Raw genomic sequence first — 17,446 nt, 5'->3', positions numbered from 1 at the left:
TGATTGAGAATCATCAATCGTATATGACATTTTTCCCTTCTTCACTTAATTTCTTTAAAGAGCTCAGCATATGATCGATTTCTTCATCGGAATGTCTTTGCCACGAACCTAATTCTGCGACGATTTTCAAAGGGGATTTTGACCGATAAGAACGTGTTGGGTTACCCGGAAATTTTTTATCAGTCAAATTCGGATCATTTTCAAACTCGCCTAACGGTTCTACAAGATAAATTCTCTCTTTCGCATCAGATCTTGCTAATTCAGCACCCCATTTGGCTGCGTTTAATGTTCCGGTGAAATAGATATGGTTTGATTTTTGATCCTGATAATTCGATAAATACTGCGGTTCAAGCAGATCTCCAATCTTCAATTCCGCTTTCGTCCCATGAAAAAATGGGCCAGGGTCTAAAACTTGTTGCTTCTCGTTCATACAGCCACACCCCTTATCGTTTTTGACTTGCGTATAACAGTATACGGCCTGATCTAGGCGGAAAACAGTCTATAAATGAGATTGAATTCGGGGTATGATGATAGTAGAGAGTAAGATGTGATTTGTTCTAAAAAAACGGAAACTTCTCATTAACACCAACAATCACAAAAACGAGAATCCCTTCCACAGCTGATAGAGTCACAATCACGCCATGGTTCATTGGGTTTTCCCTCGCAATCATTTTCTGACCTATATAATTCAAAGCGTAAAAAATGAAAAACAATAAGAAAAACAGAAAAAGAATCGTCATCATTTAAACAACCCCTCCCTTACAATGGATATATAACCATTTTTTACAATATACAATCAGACTATCATTCTAGAACAATTCGAACAATATAATCTTGCCAATAGAGTGAACGAAAAAAAGCCAACCATCCGCATAAGGTGATTGGCTTTTTTATTTGTTACTCCCCGATGTTCTCTCCATTTTGCTGAATTAATGTTTCATACCAGTAAGAGCTCTTTTTACGAATTCTCTTCAGGTCTTTTAGGTCAAATTCATCGCGGTTGACATAGATGAATCCGTAGCGCTTGGAGCACCCTTGGTGTGTGCTGATTAAATCGATAGCAGACCACGGGCAGTATCCGAAGACCTCGACGCCGTCTGTAATCGCCCATTTGATTTGTTCGATATGTTTTTCTAAATAGTCAATTCGATAATCATCTTGAATCGATCCATCTTCTTCTAATTTGTCGAAAGCACCCAATCCGTTTTCCGTGATAATAAGAGGCAGCTGATAACGGTCGTAAATCTCACGCATCGTTGATCGGAAGCCGACAGGGTCAATCTCCCAGCCAAACGCATTTTTACTTAAGAACGGGTTGTTGCCGCCTTTGTAAACGCCATCTTCACCTGATTTCAAATGCTGATCTCCGCCGCGTGCAAATTCGTCGTTGCCATCTCCTTTACTCGCTTCAACCGTTTGAGAGGTGTAGTAGTTAAAGGCAATGAAGTCCGGCTTCGCGCTTTTCAAAATATCCATATCTCCCTCTTCGATGACAGGAAGAATGTCTTTTTCTTTCATGTACGCCCAAGCAAGGTTGTTATAACGGCCGAAGACTGCCATATCAAGATAAAGCCAGTTGCGGATCGCATTGTAATTCGCCGCAGCAAGCACATCTTCAGGCTTTGGAGAAGCCGGATAAATGAGCGCGATGTTTGGCGCTGGTCCAATTTTCGCTTCAGGCAACATTTGATGACAAAGCGTCATGGCTTTTGCCTGAGCGACGAGCATATGATGGTTCTGCTGATACAGTTCTTTTTTCGGATTTTCTAAATTTGCATCAAGTGTACCGAGCGCTGATCCATGTAAGATCATCATGTTTTGTTCATTAATGGTCAGCCAATATTTCACCTTCTGACCATACTCCTGAAATAGAACCTTTGCATACCGTTCAAACGCATCTACTGTCACACGATTTGACCAACCGCCTTTTACTTGAAGTGCATGAGGCAGATCAAAATGATACATCGTCACGATTGGTTCAATATCATAGCGGCGCAGTTCATCGATGAGAGAATGATAGAATTCAATCCCCTTTTGATTGATCTCCCCATCTCCATTTGGAATGATCCGTGTCCATGCAATAGAGAAGCGATAAGCCTTCAAACCCATTTCTGCAAACATCTTCACATCCTCTTTATAGCGGTGATAGTGATCGCTTGCGACTTTAAAATCTGTTGTTCCTTCAGGGTAACTTGCTCTCATATCAATGACAGATGGCCCTTTGCCATCTTCGTTCCACGCACCTTCTACTTGATAGGCGGATGTAGATCCGCCCCAAAAAAAGTCCTTTGGAAATGGTGCTAGTGTTGAATATCTCATGATTTCTTCCTCCTCTTGATTAAACGAGATGTAAAAATGATTGTCCTGGTGTGATTTGTTTTTCTTCTGTTTCTATGATATCGCTAAACTCACCTGAATTGGTAATAATCACTGGTGTTGTGACGGACAGACCGGAAGCTTGGATGGCTTCAATATCAAACTCCGCAAGCAATTCGCCCTCAGTAATGGTTTGCCCCTGTACGACCTTCGGGGTAAAATGCTGACCGCCTAATTGTACGGTATCAAGTCCAATGTGAATGAGCACTTCTGCTCCGCTTTCAGAAGTAAGACCGTACGCATGACCTGTTGGGAACACCGTTGTCACGACTCCTGATACTGGTGCAAACAGCTTGCCTTCTGATGGAATGATGGCTGCGCCCTTTCCTAGTGCACCAGATGAGAATGCCTTATCCTGTACTTCCTCCAGCTTGATTACCTCACCCTTTAAAGGACTTTTCACATGAGCTGCTTTGACCCCATGTTCGTTTTCCATTGTTGGTGCGGCAACCGGTGCTGGGGTTTCATCTTCATCTACTGGATCCTTAAATCCAATCAAATAAGTCAAGACGATGGATAGAACAAATGAGACCGAGATTCCGATGATGAACCCTGTAAACCCTTGTCCGTAGAAAATCGGAAGTGTCAGTAAACTTGGAAGCCCTGACGCAATCGCAATACTTTGTGAATAACCAATGATCGCACCGCCGACTCCAGCAGAGATAACGGCTGCAATAAATGGTTTTTTCAAACGAAGCGTGACCCCGTATACAGCTGGCTCTGTGATCCCAAACACGGCAGAAACCGCTGTCGATCCAGCCAATGATTTCAGCTTTTTATTCTTTGTTTTCAGCATAACACCGATGGAAGCACCGGCTTGTGAAAATACAGCTGGCGCAGTCGCCGGCTTGATATGATCTTTTCCATGGACGGCAATATTATTTAAAATCACTGGCACTAGACCCCAGTGGATACCGAAGATCACAAGAACCTGCCATGCCATCGCAATTAAAGCACCTGCAAGTGTAGGACTAAAGGAGAATACTTTCAGCAAGACAGCGGCAATGCCGTTCCCTGCATACACACCAAATGGTCCGAATACAATGAGTGTCAACGGAACAACCGTGACAAGTAAAATCAGTGGAGTAATAAAGTTTTTGACACTTTCATGAATGACTTTGTTAAAGAAACGTTCGATATATCCCATGACAAACACTGCCAAAATGATTGGAATAACCGTTGATGTATAAGACATTAAGACGACTGGAATACCGAAGAAGGTCACATCTCCGCCGCCTTTTGACAATTCTTGAATGGTTGGGTAAATGAGTGCACCAGCAATCGTCACAGCCACAAATGGATTCGCTTTAAACTTCCTCGCCGAAGTGAATGCGAGCAGTAATGGCAGGAAGTAGAACAAGCTGTCAGACGCAGCAAATAAAATTTGATACGACGTATCTTCAGGTGATAACCATTTTGCATTGATACAGATACCTAGTAGACCTTTTAAAATACCAGCACCTGCCATGACACCGAGAAGTGGTGTAAAAATACCAGAGACAATATCGACGAATTTTCCGAAAAGGCTTGTGCTCTCTCCACCTGATTTTGCAGATGAAGAAGTGGAATCCTCTAATAAATTTGTAAACTCCCCAATCTCTCGATAAACCTCTGGTACGGTATTGCCAATGACTACTTGAAATTGGCCGCCGCTTTCCATGACAGTTACAACGCCATTTAATTTTTCAATGGCTGCTTTGTCTGCTTTTGATCGGTCATTTAATGTGAAGCGAAGTCTAGTGGCGCAATGGACCAGTGAATGAACGTTTTTCTCTGTGCCAATGTGTTTGATAATGTCTTCTGCTAATTGACGATAACTCATACAAAAACCCCCTTTTTTTCAAAAAAATACGTTTTTGGGCAAAATAAAAACCTAAACGGGCACCAAAAATAGTCGCAACTTGCTATTGCGCTTTTTCAGTGAACGTTTAGGTTTTGCCTGCCGAACAGTCACAATCCTCTAAGACGATCATTGTGAAACCGTATTCTTTTATGTTTATGAGCAAATAGTACCACTCAGCTTTTCTCATGTCAACGCTTTCTTTTAAAAACTACCTTTATTTTTCTCGTTTGATCAATCGATTCAAATGAATGGATAGATACAGCATCTCCTCTGATGTGAGATCTCGGTGATAGGTTTGATAGACGTATTCTGCGATTTTCTTTGCACATTCGTATGCCTTCGGATATTTTACCTTGATCAGCTGATACAAATCCTGATCTTCGCTGACAAGCATTGTTTCGTTTATCAGACGCTGGACGAAAAAGCGTAAATGTGTGAGAAAACGATAAAAGTTGAGTGAGTCTTCATCAAATTCCATATTGAGATGATATTTCACAATGGTGAGGATGGCGTTTACTTCTTTTGTAATATTGACCGTTGTATTCATGTCCTCATTGAGCTCTGCATTAATGATATGCATGGCAATAAAGCCTGCTTCATCCTCAGGCAGTTCAATATGAAGACGCTCTCTAATCATCTCAAGACAGTCCTTTGCCACAAGAAATTCATCTTTGTATAAGCGTTTAATCTCCCAAATGAGCGAATTCTCAATGAGATGATTTTTCTTCAATCGTTCGATGGCGTAATGAATATGGTCTGCGAGTGATACATGCAGACTTTCGTTTAATCTTCGGTTCAGCTTTGTATGTGCATATTGAATCATTTCTTCGGTTACCTTGACCACATCATACGGAACCTCCAGAAGCAGCATTTTCATTCGCTCATGAACGGAATGATCCTCTAGGCGGAAAACTTTATCGATTAACGATTCGTCTACCGGGTCCCCGGGTCGCCGCTGGAACGCGATACCTCTGCCCATGACGACGATTTCTTTTCCTTGTTCATCTATCACACTAATGACATTATTGTTTAGAACTTTTTGTATCTGCAACCCCAAACACCTCCGTCTATGAACCACAATCTTCACTCAAAATATGCTCTCATCTTAACACAACTGTCAAATCACTTGGTGTTTTTATCTGACTTTTGCAATAGATTTCACCATAATTCTCCCCCGTCATAGCTGGTCTGATCCTTCAATTGCCTGCATACAATACTCCGAGGAGGTGACCTTCAGTGAAGGCTTTTTTCTGGTCTGCATCATTTTTATTCGTGCTTCTATTCACACTCGTTTTTCTAGGGATCGTGTTTTTGCTTAGTGGACAAGGCATGAATCTGCTTTGGAAGTATGTGCTCATCTCATTTGTCACAGCAGCCGTTTTGCGCGGTGTCACCACTTGGCTAAGGCAGCACGTGATGCAACATTTATCAAAATAAAACGGCTGCCCATGATATTCAGGCAGCCGTTTCTTTATTCTTTGGATGATGCGGCTTCTTGCGAAGAAGTACGCAGCTCATCATTAATTTTTTTCGCATCCTCTAGAAATTCTGTTTCAAATCCACTTTTGAGTGCCCACATATAAAATAGCAAAGAAACCACTGTAATAAGAGCCATATCCCAGCCATAATGAATGACGTTATAGCCGCCGAATTTGTCACTGCCAAGGCAGGAAATCGTCATCATCACAAGTAAGTACACGACCATCCAAGCACCCGCCTTGAAGTTGCGGCCGAAGCCTTTCCACTTCGCTTTTGCTTGATAGTAAAAATAGATCGGAAGACCGATGAGAATAATGAACAGCACCTGACCTGTTAACGGCCATCTCGCCCAATACAGCGTCAATGACGCAAAGACAAAGCCGAGAGGAGCAATAATGCTGAGTCCTTTTATTCGAAGGGGACGATATAAATCTGTCCCTGTCTTTCTCAGTGTCATGACAGTCACTGGGCCTGTCAAATAAGAAATAAGTGTTGCAACAGAAATGATTTCCGCAAGTACACCCCAGCCTCTAAATAAAAACAGAAAGATAAACGATACGGCTAAGTTAAAAAACATCGCTGGACGAGGCACGCCATAAATAGGATGCAGACGACCAAGTACACTTGGCATATACTTATTTTTTTCCATTCCATAAATCATGCGAGACGTCGTCGCCGTATACGTAATGCCTGTACCAGAAGGTGATACAAACGCATCTGCATATAAAATCAGAACCAGCCAGTTAATCCCAAGCGCAATGGCAAGGTCAGCAAATGGCGAGTTAAAATTCAAATGTCCCCATCCATTCACAATCATGGACGGATCGACAGCACCGATAAAGGCGATTTGTAAAAGAACATAAATCACAGTCGCAATCAAAATGGATCCAACAATAGCAATCGGAATTGATCGGCCTGGATTTTTCGCCTCACCCGCCATATTAATCGGGCTTTGGAAGCCATTGAAGGCAAACACAATTCCTGATGTCGCAACAGCTGTCAGCACACTCGCCCAGCCGTTAGGGGCAATACTTGTTCCCGAAGTAAAATTCTCACTATGAAAACCTACGAATAAGAGCGCACCAATTGTTAATCCTGGAATGACAATTTTAAACACGGTAATGAATGTATTGGCTTTTGAAAATAACCCTACTGTCCAATAATTGAGCAGAAAGTAAATCACAAGAAGCACACTGGCGACCATGAGCCCTTCTGTCGTCAACACCCCTTTTGTGACCAAATGGCTTGTCCACTTTGCCCATTCCCAAGGCCACGAACTCATATACTGGACAGAAGCCACCGCCTCAACCGGAATGACGGAGACAATGGCGATCCAGTTTGCCCAAGCGGCAATAAACCCGATAAAAGAGCCGTGTGAATATTGCGTATATTTCACCATTCCCCCTGCCTCTGGAAACATCGATCCGAGTTCACTATAAGACAAAGCGATAAATAAAATCACAACCATCCCAATCAACCAGGATAAAATAGCCGCAGGGCCGGCAATTTGAGCGGCACGCCAAGCACCGAATAGCCATCCTGAACCAATGATTGAGCCAAGACCTACCATCATTAAAGCGAAAGTTCCCATTCTACGATGTAAATGATTCATGTTCATAACACCTTTCGATTAAATTACAAAGCATGTGCCCAAGTAAGCACCTTTCTTTCATTGCAGCTCACTTTTCATTCAATTGACAAATATTTCTTCAACTAAATATTTACCTTTGTTCATTTTTTCGCCTGTTTTATTATCTCTCAATTCTCCATTTTCTGAAATAGTCGAACATGCTTATTTCTTAAGAAAGCGCTTTTTCAATGATGCAATCTATTAGACTGAATAACTACCTTTACCCTTATTTTGAAAAAAACAAAACAAAAAAGAAAGAGGAAATGAATCCCTCTTCCTTCTGAGCCCTATCATGAATAGAAAAAAAGGATAAAGGGGGTTCCCTCTATCCTTGTGAGATCGCTTGTTCTTGTTCAATCACAGCTAGTCTTTCTTGCACTTCTTCTTCAGACAGGTTGTGCTGTTTCACATAAAGGTTACGTTCACTTGTACGACATTCATGGCTGCAGCTGCGCATATATTTATGCTCGCTTTCTTCTGTTGCAATCATTTTGCGGTTACATGCAGGATTTGCACAGTTCACATAACGCTCGCAAGGCTCACCAGTGAAGAAATCTTTTCCGACAACCACATGCTCTGTTTGATTCACGGGCACTGTTAAACGAGTATCAAACACATAGCATTGACCATCCCAAAGCTTCCCTTGAACTTCTGGATCTTTTCCATACGTGACTATTCCGCCGTCAAGCTGAGAGACATCTTCAAAGCCTTCACGCTTTAACCAGCCTGAGAATTTCTCACAGCGTACGCCGCCTGTGCAATACGTCAGGATTTTTTTCCCTTCAAGAATCTCTTTATTGTCACGAATCCACTCCGGTAATTCGCGGAATGTCTCAATATCAGGACGAACTGCCCCTCTAAAGTGGCCGACATCAAACTCGTAATCATTACGTGCATCTATCACAACGGTATCAGGTGATTGCATTTGCTCGTAAAATTCAACCGGGCTAAGATGCTTACCTGTTAATTCTAACGGGTTCACATCATCTTCAAGGCTCAGATTCACTAGTTCATTTCGATGGCGGACGTGCATTTTTTTAAACGCATGACCGTCTGCTTCGTCAATTTTGATCGGCATAGACGCAAAGCGCGGATCTTCCTTTAATGCTTGCATGTACTTGTCCGTTTGCTCAATGGTACCAGAAACCGTTCCGTTTATGCCTTCTGCTGAGATAAGGATACGACCTAACAAACCAAGCTCCTTACAGAATGCTAGATGCTCTGCTGTAAACGTCTCTGGGTCCTCGATGGGGACATATTGATAGTAAAGTAAGACACGATATTGTTTTTCCATATATATAAACACCTCTTAAATTTAATGAGAACATACCGTTCTTTATCATACAGGAAATACATACCTAAAGGCAATGACAGCGGCTCAATTCCATAAAACGGAAGGGTCTTTCTTCTCATATTTGACAGAACTTTCAGTAAAATGAGATGATTTATGAAATATGATGTTGTAAAGGAGCAGAACGCAATGATCCAGCCAGAAGATATCGTCAGAAGCGGTCCAAACCAATTTATTTCTCAAAAAGGCATTTATCATGAACTCGATTCACTTGTTTCTCCATCCTTCCAGTCGCCCGCTGTCGTGACGGGATATGATTCATTTCATGCTTTTTCACAGTACACAAAACTTCCGCCATATTGGCCTGTTGTTCAGCACAAAGGATACAGTTCACCCAATGCCATCACTCGAATCGCGGAAGAACTGCAAGAGGCAGATGTGATAATCGGGATCGGAGGCGGCACGATTTTAGACACCGCCAAGTCAGTAGCAGAGGCTCTTCAAATTGAAGTGATCATGGTTCCAACCATCCCGGGGACATGTGCTGCATCTACACCTCTTAGCGTCATTTACGATGAAAAGGGGAATTTCATGAGAGTCGATTACCATAAGCGGTCCAGCTACCTCACCCTCATTGATCATACATTTTTGCTCTCGTCTCCTCTTTCCTACCTTCAAAGTGGGATTGGAGATACGCTGGCCAAATGGTATGAAGCGGAAGCCATTATTCGAAATGCAAAGGATTCCTTGCCGCTCATGGTGCATGCAGCACTAAAACAGGCGGTATACGTGAGGGATATTCTTGTTTCCCATAGCGAAGAAGCTGTCCACAGCTTGCAAACGGGTCAGCTTTCGCAAGCATTTGCAGATGTAACGGATACCATTATTACATTAGCTGGCACGGTCGGCGGCTACGGAGGACGCTACGGAAGAATGGCAGGAGCCCACGCCATCCATAACGGATTGACGTTTATTGAGGAAACGCACCATATGTTACATGGTCAAAAAGTGGCCTATGGCATTCTTGTTCAGCTTGCCGCAGAAAATCGAATGAGCGAAGTAGAAGAATTACTTGAGCTTTATGAAACACTCGGATTACCTAGAAATATGCGTGAGCTTGGCATCACAGCTCAGCTGGAAGAAGCCGCAGAAACAGTGGCAAGCCATGCTGCACGTATAGACGAAACCTTTTGCTTGATTGGAGACTATTCCAAAGAGCAAATTGTCGATGCCATTCAAGTCATTGAAAACGTATCAGCCTCATAAAATCGTTCAATAAGAAAAGCACAGGCATCCCACCTGTGCTTTCCTTTCGATTAAAAATCAAAGTTATCTGGATCTGGACCTGTGCGCTCATCTTCATTAAGCTGATCGATGACGCCCATGTCATGTGCGGACAGTTCGAAATCGAAGACTTGTGTGTTTTCGATGATTCGACTCTTCGTCACAGATTTTGGAATGGTGATAATACCATGCTGCAAGTCCCAGCGAAGAATGACTTGAGCCACAGATTTGTCATGTTTTTTCGCAATATCCTGAAGAACAGGATGGTTCAGCAGCTTCCCGCTGCCTAATGGTGACCACGCTTCTACATGAATCCCTTTCTCCTTGCAGTAGTCTCGTAAAGGCTCCTGCGTCAGCTTTGGATGCAGCTCGATTTGATTAACCATTGGCACAACTTCTGCTTCTTCTAATAGATCATCTAAATGGTGCTGATGGAAGTTACACACACCGATGGCTCGAACACGTCCATCCTTATACAGCTTCTCTAGTGCTTTCCAAGTTTCTTTATATTTACCTTCAACCGGCCAATGAATTAAATAAAGGTCTAATACATCTAGCCCAAGCTTGTTCATACTTGTTTCAAAGGCTTCAAGTGTTGCTTCATAGCCTTGATCACGATTCCACACCTTTGTCGTAATAAACAGATCATCGCGAGAGATGCCTGATTGCTGAATGGCTTTGCCTACCCCTTCTTCATTTTGATAGGCAGCTGCTGTATCAATGCTGCGGTAGCCCGCTTCAAGAGCGTCTGTGACTGCATTTACAGCCTCATCCCCATCTTTTACTTGCCATACACCGAAGCCTAGCTTCGGCATTTTTACTCCGTTTGCTAATGTGACTGTATCTGTTAATCCACTCATCAAACAAACCTCCGCTTCATTTTTGCTTACCAAGCACTATACCCGAATTTTCGATTGATCATGCATGAATTTTCGCTAGTGTTATTTGATATATTGTCCTATATCGACTTGATTGGCGTCAACGATTTGGTATTCGCTTGTTTGATCTTTCTTTTTAGAAAAATCATATGTCTCTAAATATGCCTGATCATAGAATGTCAGACCGTATGTTTCCTTCTTATTCTCATACACCCTGATCCAATAAGACTCTTTTGTGGCTTTTGTGGCTTCATTGGTTTTCTTTACTGTCACATCTGAAAGTTCCTTCAACAGCTTTTGAATGTCTTCTTTCTTGTCTAAAACAACACGTTTATGATCATGCTCAATTTGAATCGAAGTCACCTTATTTTGATCAATCGAGACCACATCATTAAATGAGTACGTTTTGGCATTGATCATAAAATATATACCAATTCCTATTAAAATGACTACAACTAAACCAATGATCCACTTTTTCAACCTAACTCCTCCTTCTATTCGCACCACCTATTGAAACAACGAAATCCAATCCTCCTCTTCAGAGAACACTTGAATCCCGTGCTGTTTCAGCAAAGCGGACGTCACACCATCTCCCGCTTTTGTCTTACCATTAAACTCTCCCTGGTAAATCATTCGGCTCCCGCATGAAGGGCTATACTCTTTTAGCACAACCGCTGTTGCTTTCAGAGACTGAACCTGTTCCAGCGCCGTTTTCGCACCTTTGACATACATCTCTGTGACATCAGTTCCATGCACATTTACAACAGCAGCCTGTCCCCGTAATACATCATGTCCATCTCCGCCAATGATTTCTGCGGGAGGTCTAGGCGTAGAGAAGCCGCCAAGCAGTTCAGGACAAACTGTCACAGCCTTTCCTTCCTGCACAAGCTCTTCGATTCGCTGATCTAATCGATGGCTACCATTATACCGGACCTTCAACCCAGCAAGACAAGCGCTGACCACTATCATGAATGTTCCTCACTATTTTTTCTGACTTTAAAATAAATACATAATGGCAAAAAACATATCGTGTTCACCAAAAAGGGCAGAGCACAATACAAAGCAGTAGCCCAAATCGGTTCTCCAGCTCCTGCAATACCAAAAAAATAAACAAATAATATCAAGCTGACAAACAATCCCACGAATGGCATTATGAATACGTACTTTTTAAAATTTTCCATCATTTCTTTCCCCAAAGAAGCTCCCTCCCTTTTAACATGATCACGAATAACGTCAATATATGTTAATTTTACCATATAAAAAACCGAAATCATCTCATTTTCTACGATGGTTTCGGTTTTTTTAATCTATATTTTTTCTTTCCATGCCTTCAAAAAGCGCTCAATCACTTGTAATTCATCTTCATGAAACTGCTGGAGAAATTCTAAGTAGGACGCGACAGCTTTCTCATGTAATTCATCATGCAGCGCCGCCAATTGCGTGCCTTTCTCTGTCAATGAATAGTAGACAGATTTTTTATCCCCTTGCCGGTGGCAATAGTCCACCATGCCTTTATCGATTAGTTTTTTCACAGCTTTTGTAATAGCGGGCTTTGATAGTTTCAGTTGTTGAGAAAGAAATGTATTATTTGATTCGTTTGGATTGGCTTGAATCATCGATAAAATGTGAAGCTGTGTGAGTGTCCAATCTTGCTTGAGTGTATCAGTCGTGGTAATCAGTGGATCTGTTGGATCATTCCTTCTCTTTTCTCTATGAATAATCAGATCTTGAATCGCTTTTAATACAATCTGCTCTTTAGTCTCCATCTGAACCTCCACTCTTAACTGGTTAATAAAATGGTACTAATAATTAAGATAGGAGTCAAAAGAAATGTCAGTGCGATAAAAATAATAGGTCATAAGACCCGAAAATGGTATATGTACTTTTCTACTAGATGATCTATGATGTCACAGCTTCTCTTTCTTTTATTTGCTATAATTCATAGGGGATGACATCCAATTTTTGATGAAAAAGGTGAGCTAATGAAAACCGAACAACACATCGCCATTCGCCAATTAGAAGAAAAGATCCACCTGTTTTCTTCAGCTGTGAACGGAACCTTCCTCGCAACGGACGATTTCGTACTATCCAATACTCACATATCGACAGACACATTCAATTTGCTATTACCGACATCAGCGCAAATTAAAGATCCGCAAAAAGTGAAAGCAACCATCGAATACTTGCAGTCACAGAAACTATTATTTAGCACATGGGTGGATCACCGCTTGCTTCATCCTGATTGGACTGATTTACTAAAGAAATATCAGCTTGAAGAGGTTGAACGCAATACCATCATGATGCTTGAACAGACAGAAGGCATTGACCCAGCTACATCTTCACCACTTACAATCAAAGAAGTACTTGATGACCAGACACTGCTTGATTACAAAAATATCTTTATCGAGCTATTCAAAGAGTCACCGGAGGCTATCGCCTTAGAGAACTATTTCCAGCGTTTTTCGCTTGAAGCTATACAATCACGCGCTCGCATGTTCGTCGGATATGCAGACCACAAACCGGTCACAACAGGCTTATTACTCGAAGCAACCGATAGCTACGGTATTTATGATGTCATCACAAAGGCAGATCACCGCGGAAAGGGACTTGGCAGTGACATGTTTCATTATCTTCTAACCCAGACAGACAACAAACAGAAGCGCGTCCTGTTACAAGCATCGGCGGACGGCAAAAATATTTACCAACGTGCCGGCTTTCAACCAATCGGCGAAATGGTTGTTTTTGAATAGAGTAAAATAGAACATAAAAAAAGCTGCCTATCATGAGGCAGCTATTCAGCACGATGCTGACGATCCATATAAAGTGGTGGTCTCTTCAACGAAATCACCGCACAGCTAAAGGCAATCAGTACAAACACTGCACCGAACTTCGCCAGATCAACAGATGAACCGGTCATCGTAAATAGGACACCGCCAACCGCTGATCCAATTGAGATACCGATTTGCAAAGCCGATGTATTTAAGCTTTGCTGAATATCAGACGTCACAGGATCTGTTTGAATCAAATAGCTCTGCAAGGCAGGCGTCAATGCCCAGCTAAGAGCTCCCCATAGGACAACCATGATCATAAAGAGGACAAACACACCCGCTGTATAAGGAATGATAAACAACACAACCGCAAACGCAATTGTCACCAGCAAAATGGCTTTCCCTGAACCCAGCTTGTCACTAAGCCAACCGCCTAACCCATTCCCGCCAATAGATGCAAGCCCGAAGACCAAATAACAAATACTAATCCAGAACGGGGTCATATGCAGAACTTCCATTAGAAACGGAGTGAAATAAGAATAAAGCATATAATGACCTGCAAGCATAAACAAACTGATCAAGTGTGCACTAAAAATTTTCGGATGCCCTAAAGCACGAATTTGCTCTCTAAGAGGTGTCACTTTTTCAACAGGCATTTTCTCTAATAGGAAATAAATTAGCACCATCGATATCGCTGATAAAATACTGATTCCTAAAAACATCACTCTCCAGCCAAAGCTCTCTGTAATAAAAATACCGATCGGTACACCGAGAACAAGTGAAGAACTAATCCCAATAAAAATCAGACCTAATGCCTTCGCACGATGCGCTGGCTCCACCAACTTAGCAGTGATCGTCAATGATAACACCACCACTAGCGCTGTACTCATTGCGATCAATACCCTAGAGATCATGACAAGGGCAAAGGTCGAACTAAAATATGTGAATACATTCCCTATTGTAAACACCAATAACGCGATTAAATAAAGACGCTTTCGTTCAATTTTAGCTGTGGCAGTCAGCAGCACAGGTGCTGAAATGGCATACACAATGGCAAATACGGTGATAAGCTGCCCAGCTGTCGCAAGCGATACATTCAAATCCTCTGCAAGGCTTGGCAAAATGCCTCCGACCACAAGCTCAACTAATCCAACCGCAAAAGTAGAAACGGCTAATAAATATACTCTCCAGTTCATGTCTAACATCCCTTCTCTATATCATCGCTTTCACTTTTGATACAGGGTGAAGACAAACAAAAAAACCCTGATTACAAAAAAGGAAAGCACGCTTTTGTAATCAGGATTTATCGGATCCTGGTAGAAACCCTCAAACCATATTATTGAGGTTATACAAGTCTATTTTTTCTTCAAATATAGTAGCATATGCTTACATAACTGGCAAGCTATAAAAATAGGAAATGACTGCAAATTCACGATCAAACAAAACACTCAGAACAGCATGAAAAGAAACCCCAGTACAACTTGCTTTCTCCTGCATTTACAGGTAAACTGATGAAAAATCAACGAACATTGATCAACGTAGATCTGGAATAGTAGCTTGAATTGACCTTTAACAGAGAGGGAACGGTGCTGAGAAGTTCCTACTGACATCTTCAAGTGAACCTGCCGATTTAGTTCTGTTTCATACAGCGGTTCATACCGTTATCATGATCGAGTGTAAAGCTGTGCTTTAAATTAGGGTGGTACCACCAGGAATGGTCCCTAACTTAAAGCACAGCTTTTTTGTTTTTTAAAAGGAGGAATATGCAATGTCAAAGAAACAATTTGTTGAAAAAATCACAAGCATGGAAGACGATTTTGCCCAGTGGTATACAGATGTTGTCACAAAGGCACGCCTCGTCGATTATTCAAGCGTCAGAGGCAGTATGATCATTCAGCCATACGGCTTTAAAATCTGGGAGAATATTCGCGACGAACTTGACCGCCAAATCAAAGAAACAGGGCATGAGAATGTGTATATGCCGCTCTTTATCCCAGAAAGTCTGCTGCAGCAGGAAAAAGACCATATCGAAGGCTTCGCTCCTGAAGTGGCGTGGGTCACACATGGCGGTGAATCCGAATTACAGGAAAGGCTCTGCGTCAGACCAACCTCTGAAGTACTGTTCGCTGAGCATTACAAAAATATCATTCATTCCTACCGTGATTTACCGAAGCTTTATAACCAATGGGCGAATGTCGTCCGCTGGGAAAAGACCACACGTCCATTTCTTAGAACGCTTGAATTCCTATGGCAGGAAGGACACACATGTCATGAGACTGAGCAAGAAGCGATTGAGGAGACAGAAAGAATGCTTCACATCTACGCTTCTCTTTGCGAAGAGCTCCTTGCCATTCCTGTCATTAAAGGGAGAAAAACAGAGAAGGAAAAATTCGCTGGTGCCCGCTTCACCTATACAGTTGAAAGCCTGATGCATGATGGAAAAGCGCTGCAAACAGCCACTTCTCACTTCTTCGGCAACGGCTTTGCCAAAGCATTTGGCATTGAATTCTTAAACCGCGAAGGAAAGCTAGAGCATGTCCAGCAAACCTCTTGGGGCTTCACCACAAGAATCATCGGTGCCATGATCATGGTGCACGGCGATGACAGAGGACTCGTCCTTCCGCCAAACATTGCGCCAACCCAAGTGCGGATCGTGCCAATCGCCTCTCATAAAGAAGGTGTACTCGATCATGCCTACGAGTTGAAAGAACGACTCACCCGCATCGCACGTGCTGACATTGATGCAAGCGATAAACAGCCAGGCTGGAAATTCAACGAATGTGAAATGCAGGGCATTCCTCTACGTGTCGAAGTGGGACCAAAGGACATCGAAAAAGGACAGGTGATGCTCGCAAGACGAGACACTGGTGAAAAGCAAGCTGTCACATTAGATGCACTTGAACAAACCATCACATCCACGCTTGAAGATATTCAACGGACGATGTACGAAAAGGCGAAAGAACGATTACATGAAAAAACATCCCACGCCCACACAATCGCAGACATCGAGCAAATCCTTGCGGAAGAAAACAGATTGATCAAAGCAATGTGGTGCGGTGAAGAAGCCTGTGAGAACGACATTAAAGAAAGAACAGGGGCGACCTCACGCTGTATCCCATTTGAACAGGAATCTGTCTCTGATACATGTGTCTGCTGCGGAAAGCCAGCATCTGATATGGTTTTCTGGGCAAAAGCTTATTGAGAATAGAAACGAAAGAGAAGCATCCCTCACGATGCTCAGGCTGTCGAGAAAATCTCGACAGCTTTATTTTTTCCCTTAAAGTTTCCATTCCCCCGTTTTATAATAGAGAAAAGCATACTAAAGGAAGGTGTTTTTTCTCATGTTCCACACTAGAAATTCTTCTCAGCACGAAGCCGAATTTGTATTGCTAGATCAACTGGTCGAAGAGGATCACCTGCTTCGTAAAATTGATCAGTACATTGATTTTTCATTTATCGTAGATAAAGTAAAACCGTATTATAGCGAGAATAAAGGTCGTCCTTCTCTTTATCCACTTATTTTGTTCAAAATGATGTTTATCGGATACCTGTACGGTATCCGTTCTGAAAGACAACTTGAAAAAGAAATTTACTATAACATGGCGTATAGATGGTTTTTAGGTTTAAACATCAATGACCCCGTTCCACATCACTCGACCATTAGTTGGAATCGTCGTACTCGATTTAAAGATACAACGATTTTTCAAGATATTTTTGACGAGATTGTGCTTCAAGCCATCAATCACGATATGGTTGGAGGGCGCGTCCTTTTTACTGATTCAACCCATCTTAAAGCGAATGCAAATAAACATAAATATACAAGAAAAACGATCGAACAAGATACTCAGAACTATATGAAAGAATTAGATGTTGAATCACTCATTTTCCTCTTAAAGT

At 42.1% G+C, this 17,446-nt stretch carries 16 protein-coding genes, 1 pseudogene and 1 riboswitch; of the genes and pseudogenes, 5 read left to right on the top strand and 12 right to left on the bottom strand.

All coding sequences use genetic code 11. From position 1 onward, the window contains the following. Positions 1-13 precede the first annotated feature (13 nt). From arr to licT, 4 genes are all read right to left on the bottom strand, one after another. Positions 14-430: an NAD(+)--rifampin ADP-ribosyltransferase gene (arr, locus tag CKW02_RS01375; RefSeq protein ID WP_003217208.1), complete on the bottom strand. Its 417-nt coding sequence runs from the start codon at positions 428-430 to the stop codon at positions 14-16. A gap of 467 nt (positions 431-897) precedes the next feature. After that, complete coding sequence (locus CKW02_RS01365) at positions 898-2,319, bottom strand: glycoside hydrolase family 1 protein (protein WP_003217071.1); 1,422 nt, start codon at positions 2,317-2,319, stop codon at positions 898-900. Positions 2,320-2,338: 19 nt separating this feature from the next. Next, positions 2,339-4,198, bottom strand: a complete 1,860-nt coding sequence (locus CKW02_RS01360) for a beta-glucoside-specific PTS transporter subunit IIABC (protein ID WP_003217262.1) — start codon at positions 4,196-4,198, stop codon at positions 2,339-2,341. Positions 4,199-4,433: 235 nt separating this feature from the next. Next, entirely contained in the window at positions 4,434-5,270 is an 837-nt protein-coding gene (gene licT, locus CKW02_RS01355; RefSeq protein ID WP_003217030.1) for a BglG family transcription antiterminator LicT, read from the bottom strand. Positions 5,271-5,455: 185 nt separating this feature from the next. Here licT and CKW02_RS01350 point away from each other — a divergent pair, with 185 nt between their 5' ends. Then, positions 5,456-5,656 carry a hypothetical protein gene (locus CKW02_RS01350; RefSeq protein ID WP_003217268.1) on the top strand — a complete coding sequence of 67 codons (201 nt, stop codon included), beginning with the start codon at positions 5,456-5,458 and terminating at the stop codon, positions 5,654-5,656. A 34-nt stretch (positions 5,657-5,690) separates the two neighbouring features. Here the strand turns inward: CKW02_RS01350 and CKW02_RS01345 are convergent, their stop codons facing one another. Together CKW02_RS01345 and trhO are read right to left on the bottom strand one after the other, a co-directional pair. Next, positions 5,691-7,310, bottom strand: coding sequence for a glutamate/serine transporter AimA (locus CKW02_RS01345; RefSeq protein WP_003217018.1), 1,620 nt, complete (start codon positions 7,308-7,310; stop codon positions 5,691-5,693). A gap of 343 nt (positions 7,311-7,653) precedes the next feature. After that, positions 7,654-8,622 carry an oxygen-dependent tRNA uridine(34) hydroxylase TrhO gene (trhO, locus tag CKW02_RS01340; protein ID WP_003217237.1) on the bottom strand — a complete coding sequence of 323 codons (969 nt, stop codon included), beginning with the start codon at positions 8,620-8,622 and terminating at the stop codon, positions 7,654-7,656. Positions 8,623-8,811: 189 nt separating this feature from the next. On the opposite strand from trhO, the gene CKW02_RS01335 reads away from it, so the two are divergent. Then, a complete protein-coding gene (locus tag CKW02_RS01335) occupies positions 8,812-9,885 on the top strand; it encodes an iron-containing alcohol dehydrogenase family protein (RefSeq protein WP_034620792.1) in 1,074 nt (357 codons plus the stop codon). Between the two features lie 50 nt (positions 9,886-9,935). On the opposite strand, the gene CKW02_RS01330 is transcribed toward CKW02_RS01335, so the two are convergent. From CKW02_RS01330 to CKW02_RS01310, 5 genes are all read right to left on the bottom strand, one after another. Then, entirely contained in the window at positions 9,936-10,763 is an 828-nt protein-coding gene (locus CKW02_RS01330; RefSeq protein ID WP_003217230.1) for an aldo/keto reductase, read from the bottom strand. Positions 10,764-10,844: 81 nt separating this feature from the next. Continuing rightward, positions 10,845-11,261: a DUF5301 domain-containing protein gene (locus CKW02_RS01325; protein WP_003217036.1), complete on the bottom strand. Its 417-nt coding sequence runs from the start codon at positions 11,259-11,261 to the stop codon at positions 10,845-10,847. A gap of 27 nt (positions 11,262-11,288) precedes the next feature. After that, positions 11,289-11,750, bottom strand: coding sequence for a 2-thiouracil desulfurase family protein (locus tag CKW02_RS01320; RefSeq protein ID WP_003217083.1), 462 nt, complete (start codon positions 11,748-11,750; stop codon positions 11,289-11,291). After that, positions 11,747-11,977, bottom strand: coding sequence for a hypothetical protein (locus tag CKW02_RS01315; RefSeq protein WP_003217258.1), 231 nt, complete (start codon positions 11,975-11,977; stop codon positions 11,747-11,749). Before CKW02_RS01315 ends, CKW02_RS01320 begins: the two co-directional genes overlap by 4 nt. 111 nt (positions 11,978-12,088) lie before the next feature. Beyond that, on the bottom strand, positions 12,089-12,547 hold the full coding sequence (locus CKW02_RS01310) for a MarR family transcriptional regulator (protein ID WP_003216997.1): 459 nt from the start codon (positions 12,545-12,547) through the stop codon (positions 12,089-12,091). 216 nt (positions 12,548-12,763) lie between these two features. On the opposite strand from CKW02_RS01310, the gene CKW02_RS01305 reads away from it, so the two are divergent. Continuing rightward, positions 12,764-13,531 carry a GNAT family N-acetyltransferase gene (locus CKW02_RS01305; protein ID WP_034620726.1) on the top strand — a complete coding sequence of 256 codons (768 nt, stop codon included), beginning with the start codon at positions 12,764-12,766 and terminating at the stop codon, positions 13,529-13,531. Between the two features lie 41 nt (positions 13,532-13,572). Here the strand turns inward: CKW02_RS01305 and CKW02_RS01300 are convergent, their stop codons facing one another. Then, on the bottom strand, positions 13,573-14,745 hold the full coding sequence (locus CKW02_RS01300; RefSeq protein WP_003217034.1) for an MFS transporter: 1,173 nt from the start codon (positions 14,743-14,745) through the stop codon (positions 13,573-13,575). A gap of 77 nt (positions 14,746-14,822) precedes the next feature. Further along, a riboswitch (purine riboswitch) is annotated at positions 14,823-14,922 on the bottom strand. Between the two features lie 395 nt (positions 14,923-15,317). On the opposite strand from CKW02_RS01300, the gene proS reads away from it, so the two are divergent. Both proS and CKW02_RS01290 read left to right on the top strand, forming a co-directional pair. Then, positions 15,318-16,751: a proline--tRNA ligase gene (gene proS, locus CKW02_RS01295; RefSeq protein WP_003217275.1), complete on the top strand. Its 1,434-nt coding sequence runs from the start codon at positions 15,318-15,320 to the stop codon at positions 16,749-16,751. 139 nt (positions 16,752-16,890) lie between these two features. Further along, positions 16,891-17,418: pseudogene (locus CKW02_RS01290) on the top strand (transposase); the annotation flags it as partial. Between the last annotated feature and the right edge of the window lie 28 nt (positions 17,419-17,446).

Source organism: Bacillus pumilus (assembly GCF_900186955.1).
GTDB classification, from domain to species: domain Bacteria; phylum Bacillota; class Bacilli; order Bacillales; family Bacillaceae; genus Bacillus; species Bacillus pumilus.
The sequence above is the reverse complement of the archived record's forward strand: the minus strand, read 5'-3'. Positions and strand labels throughout refer to the sequence as shown.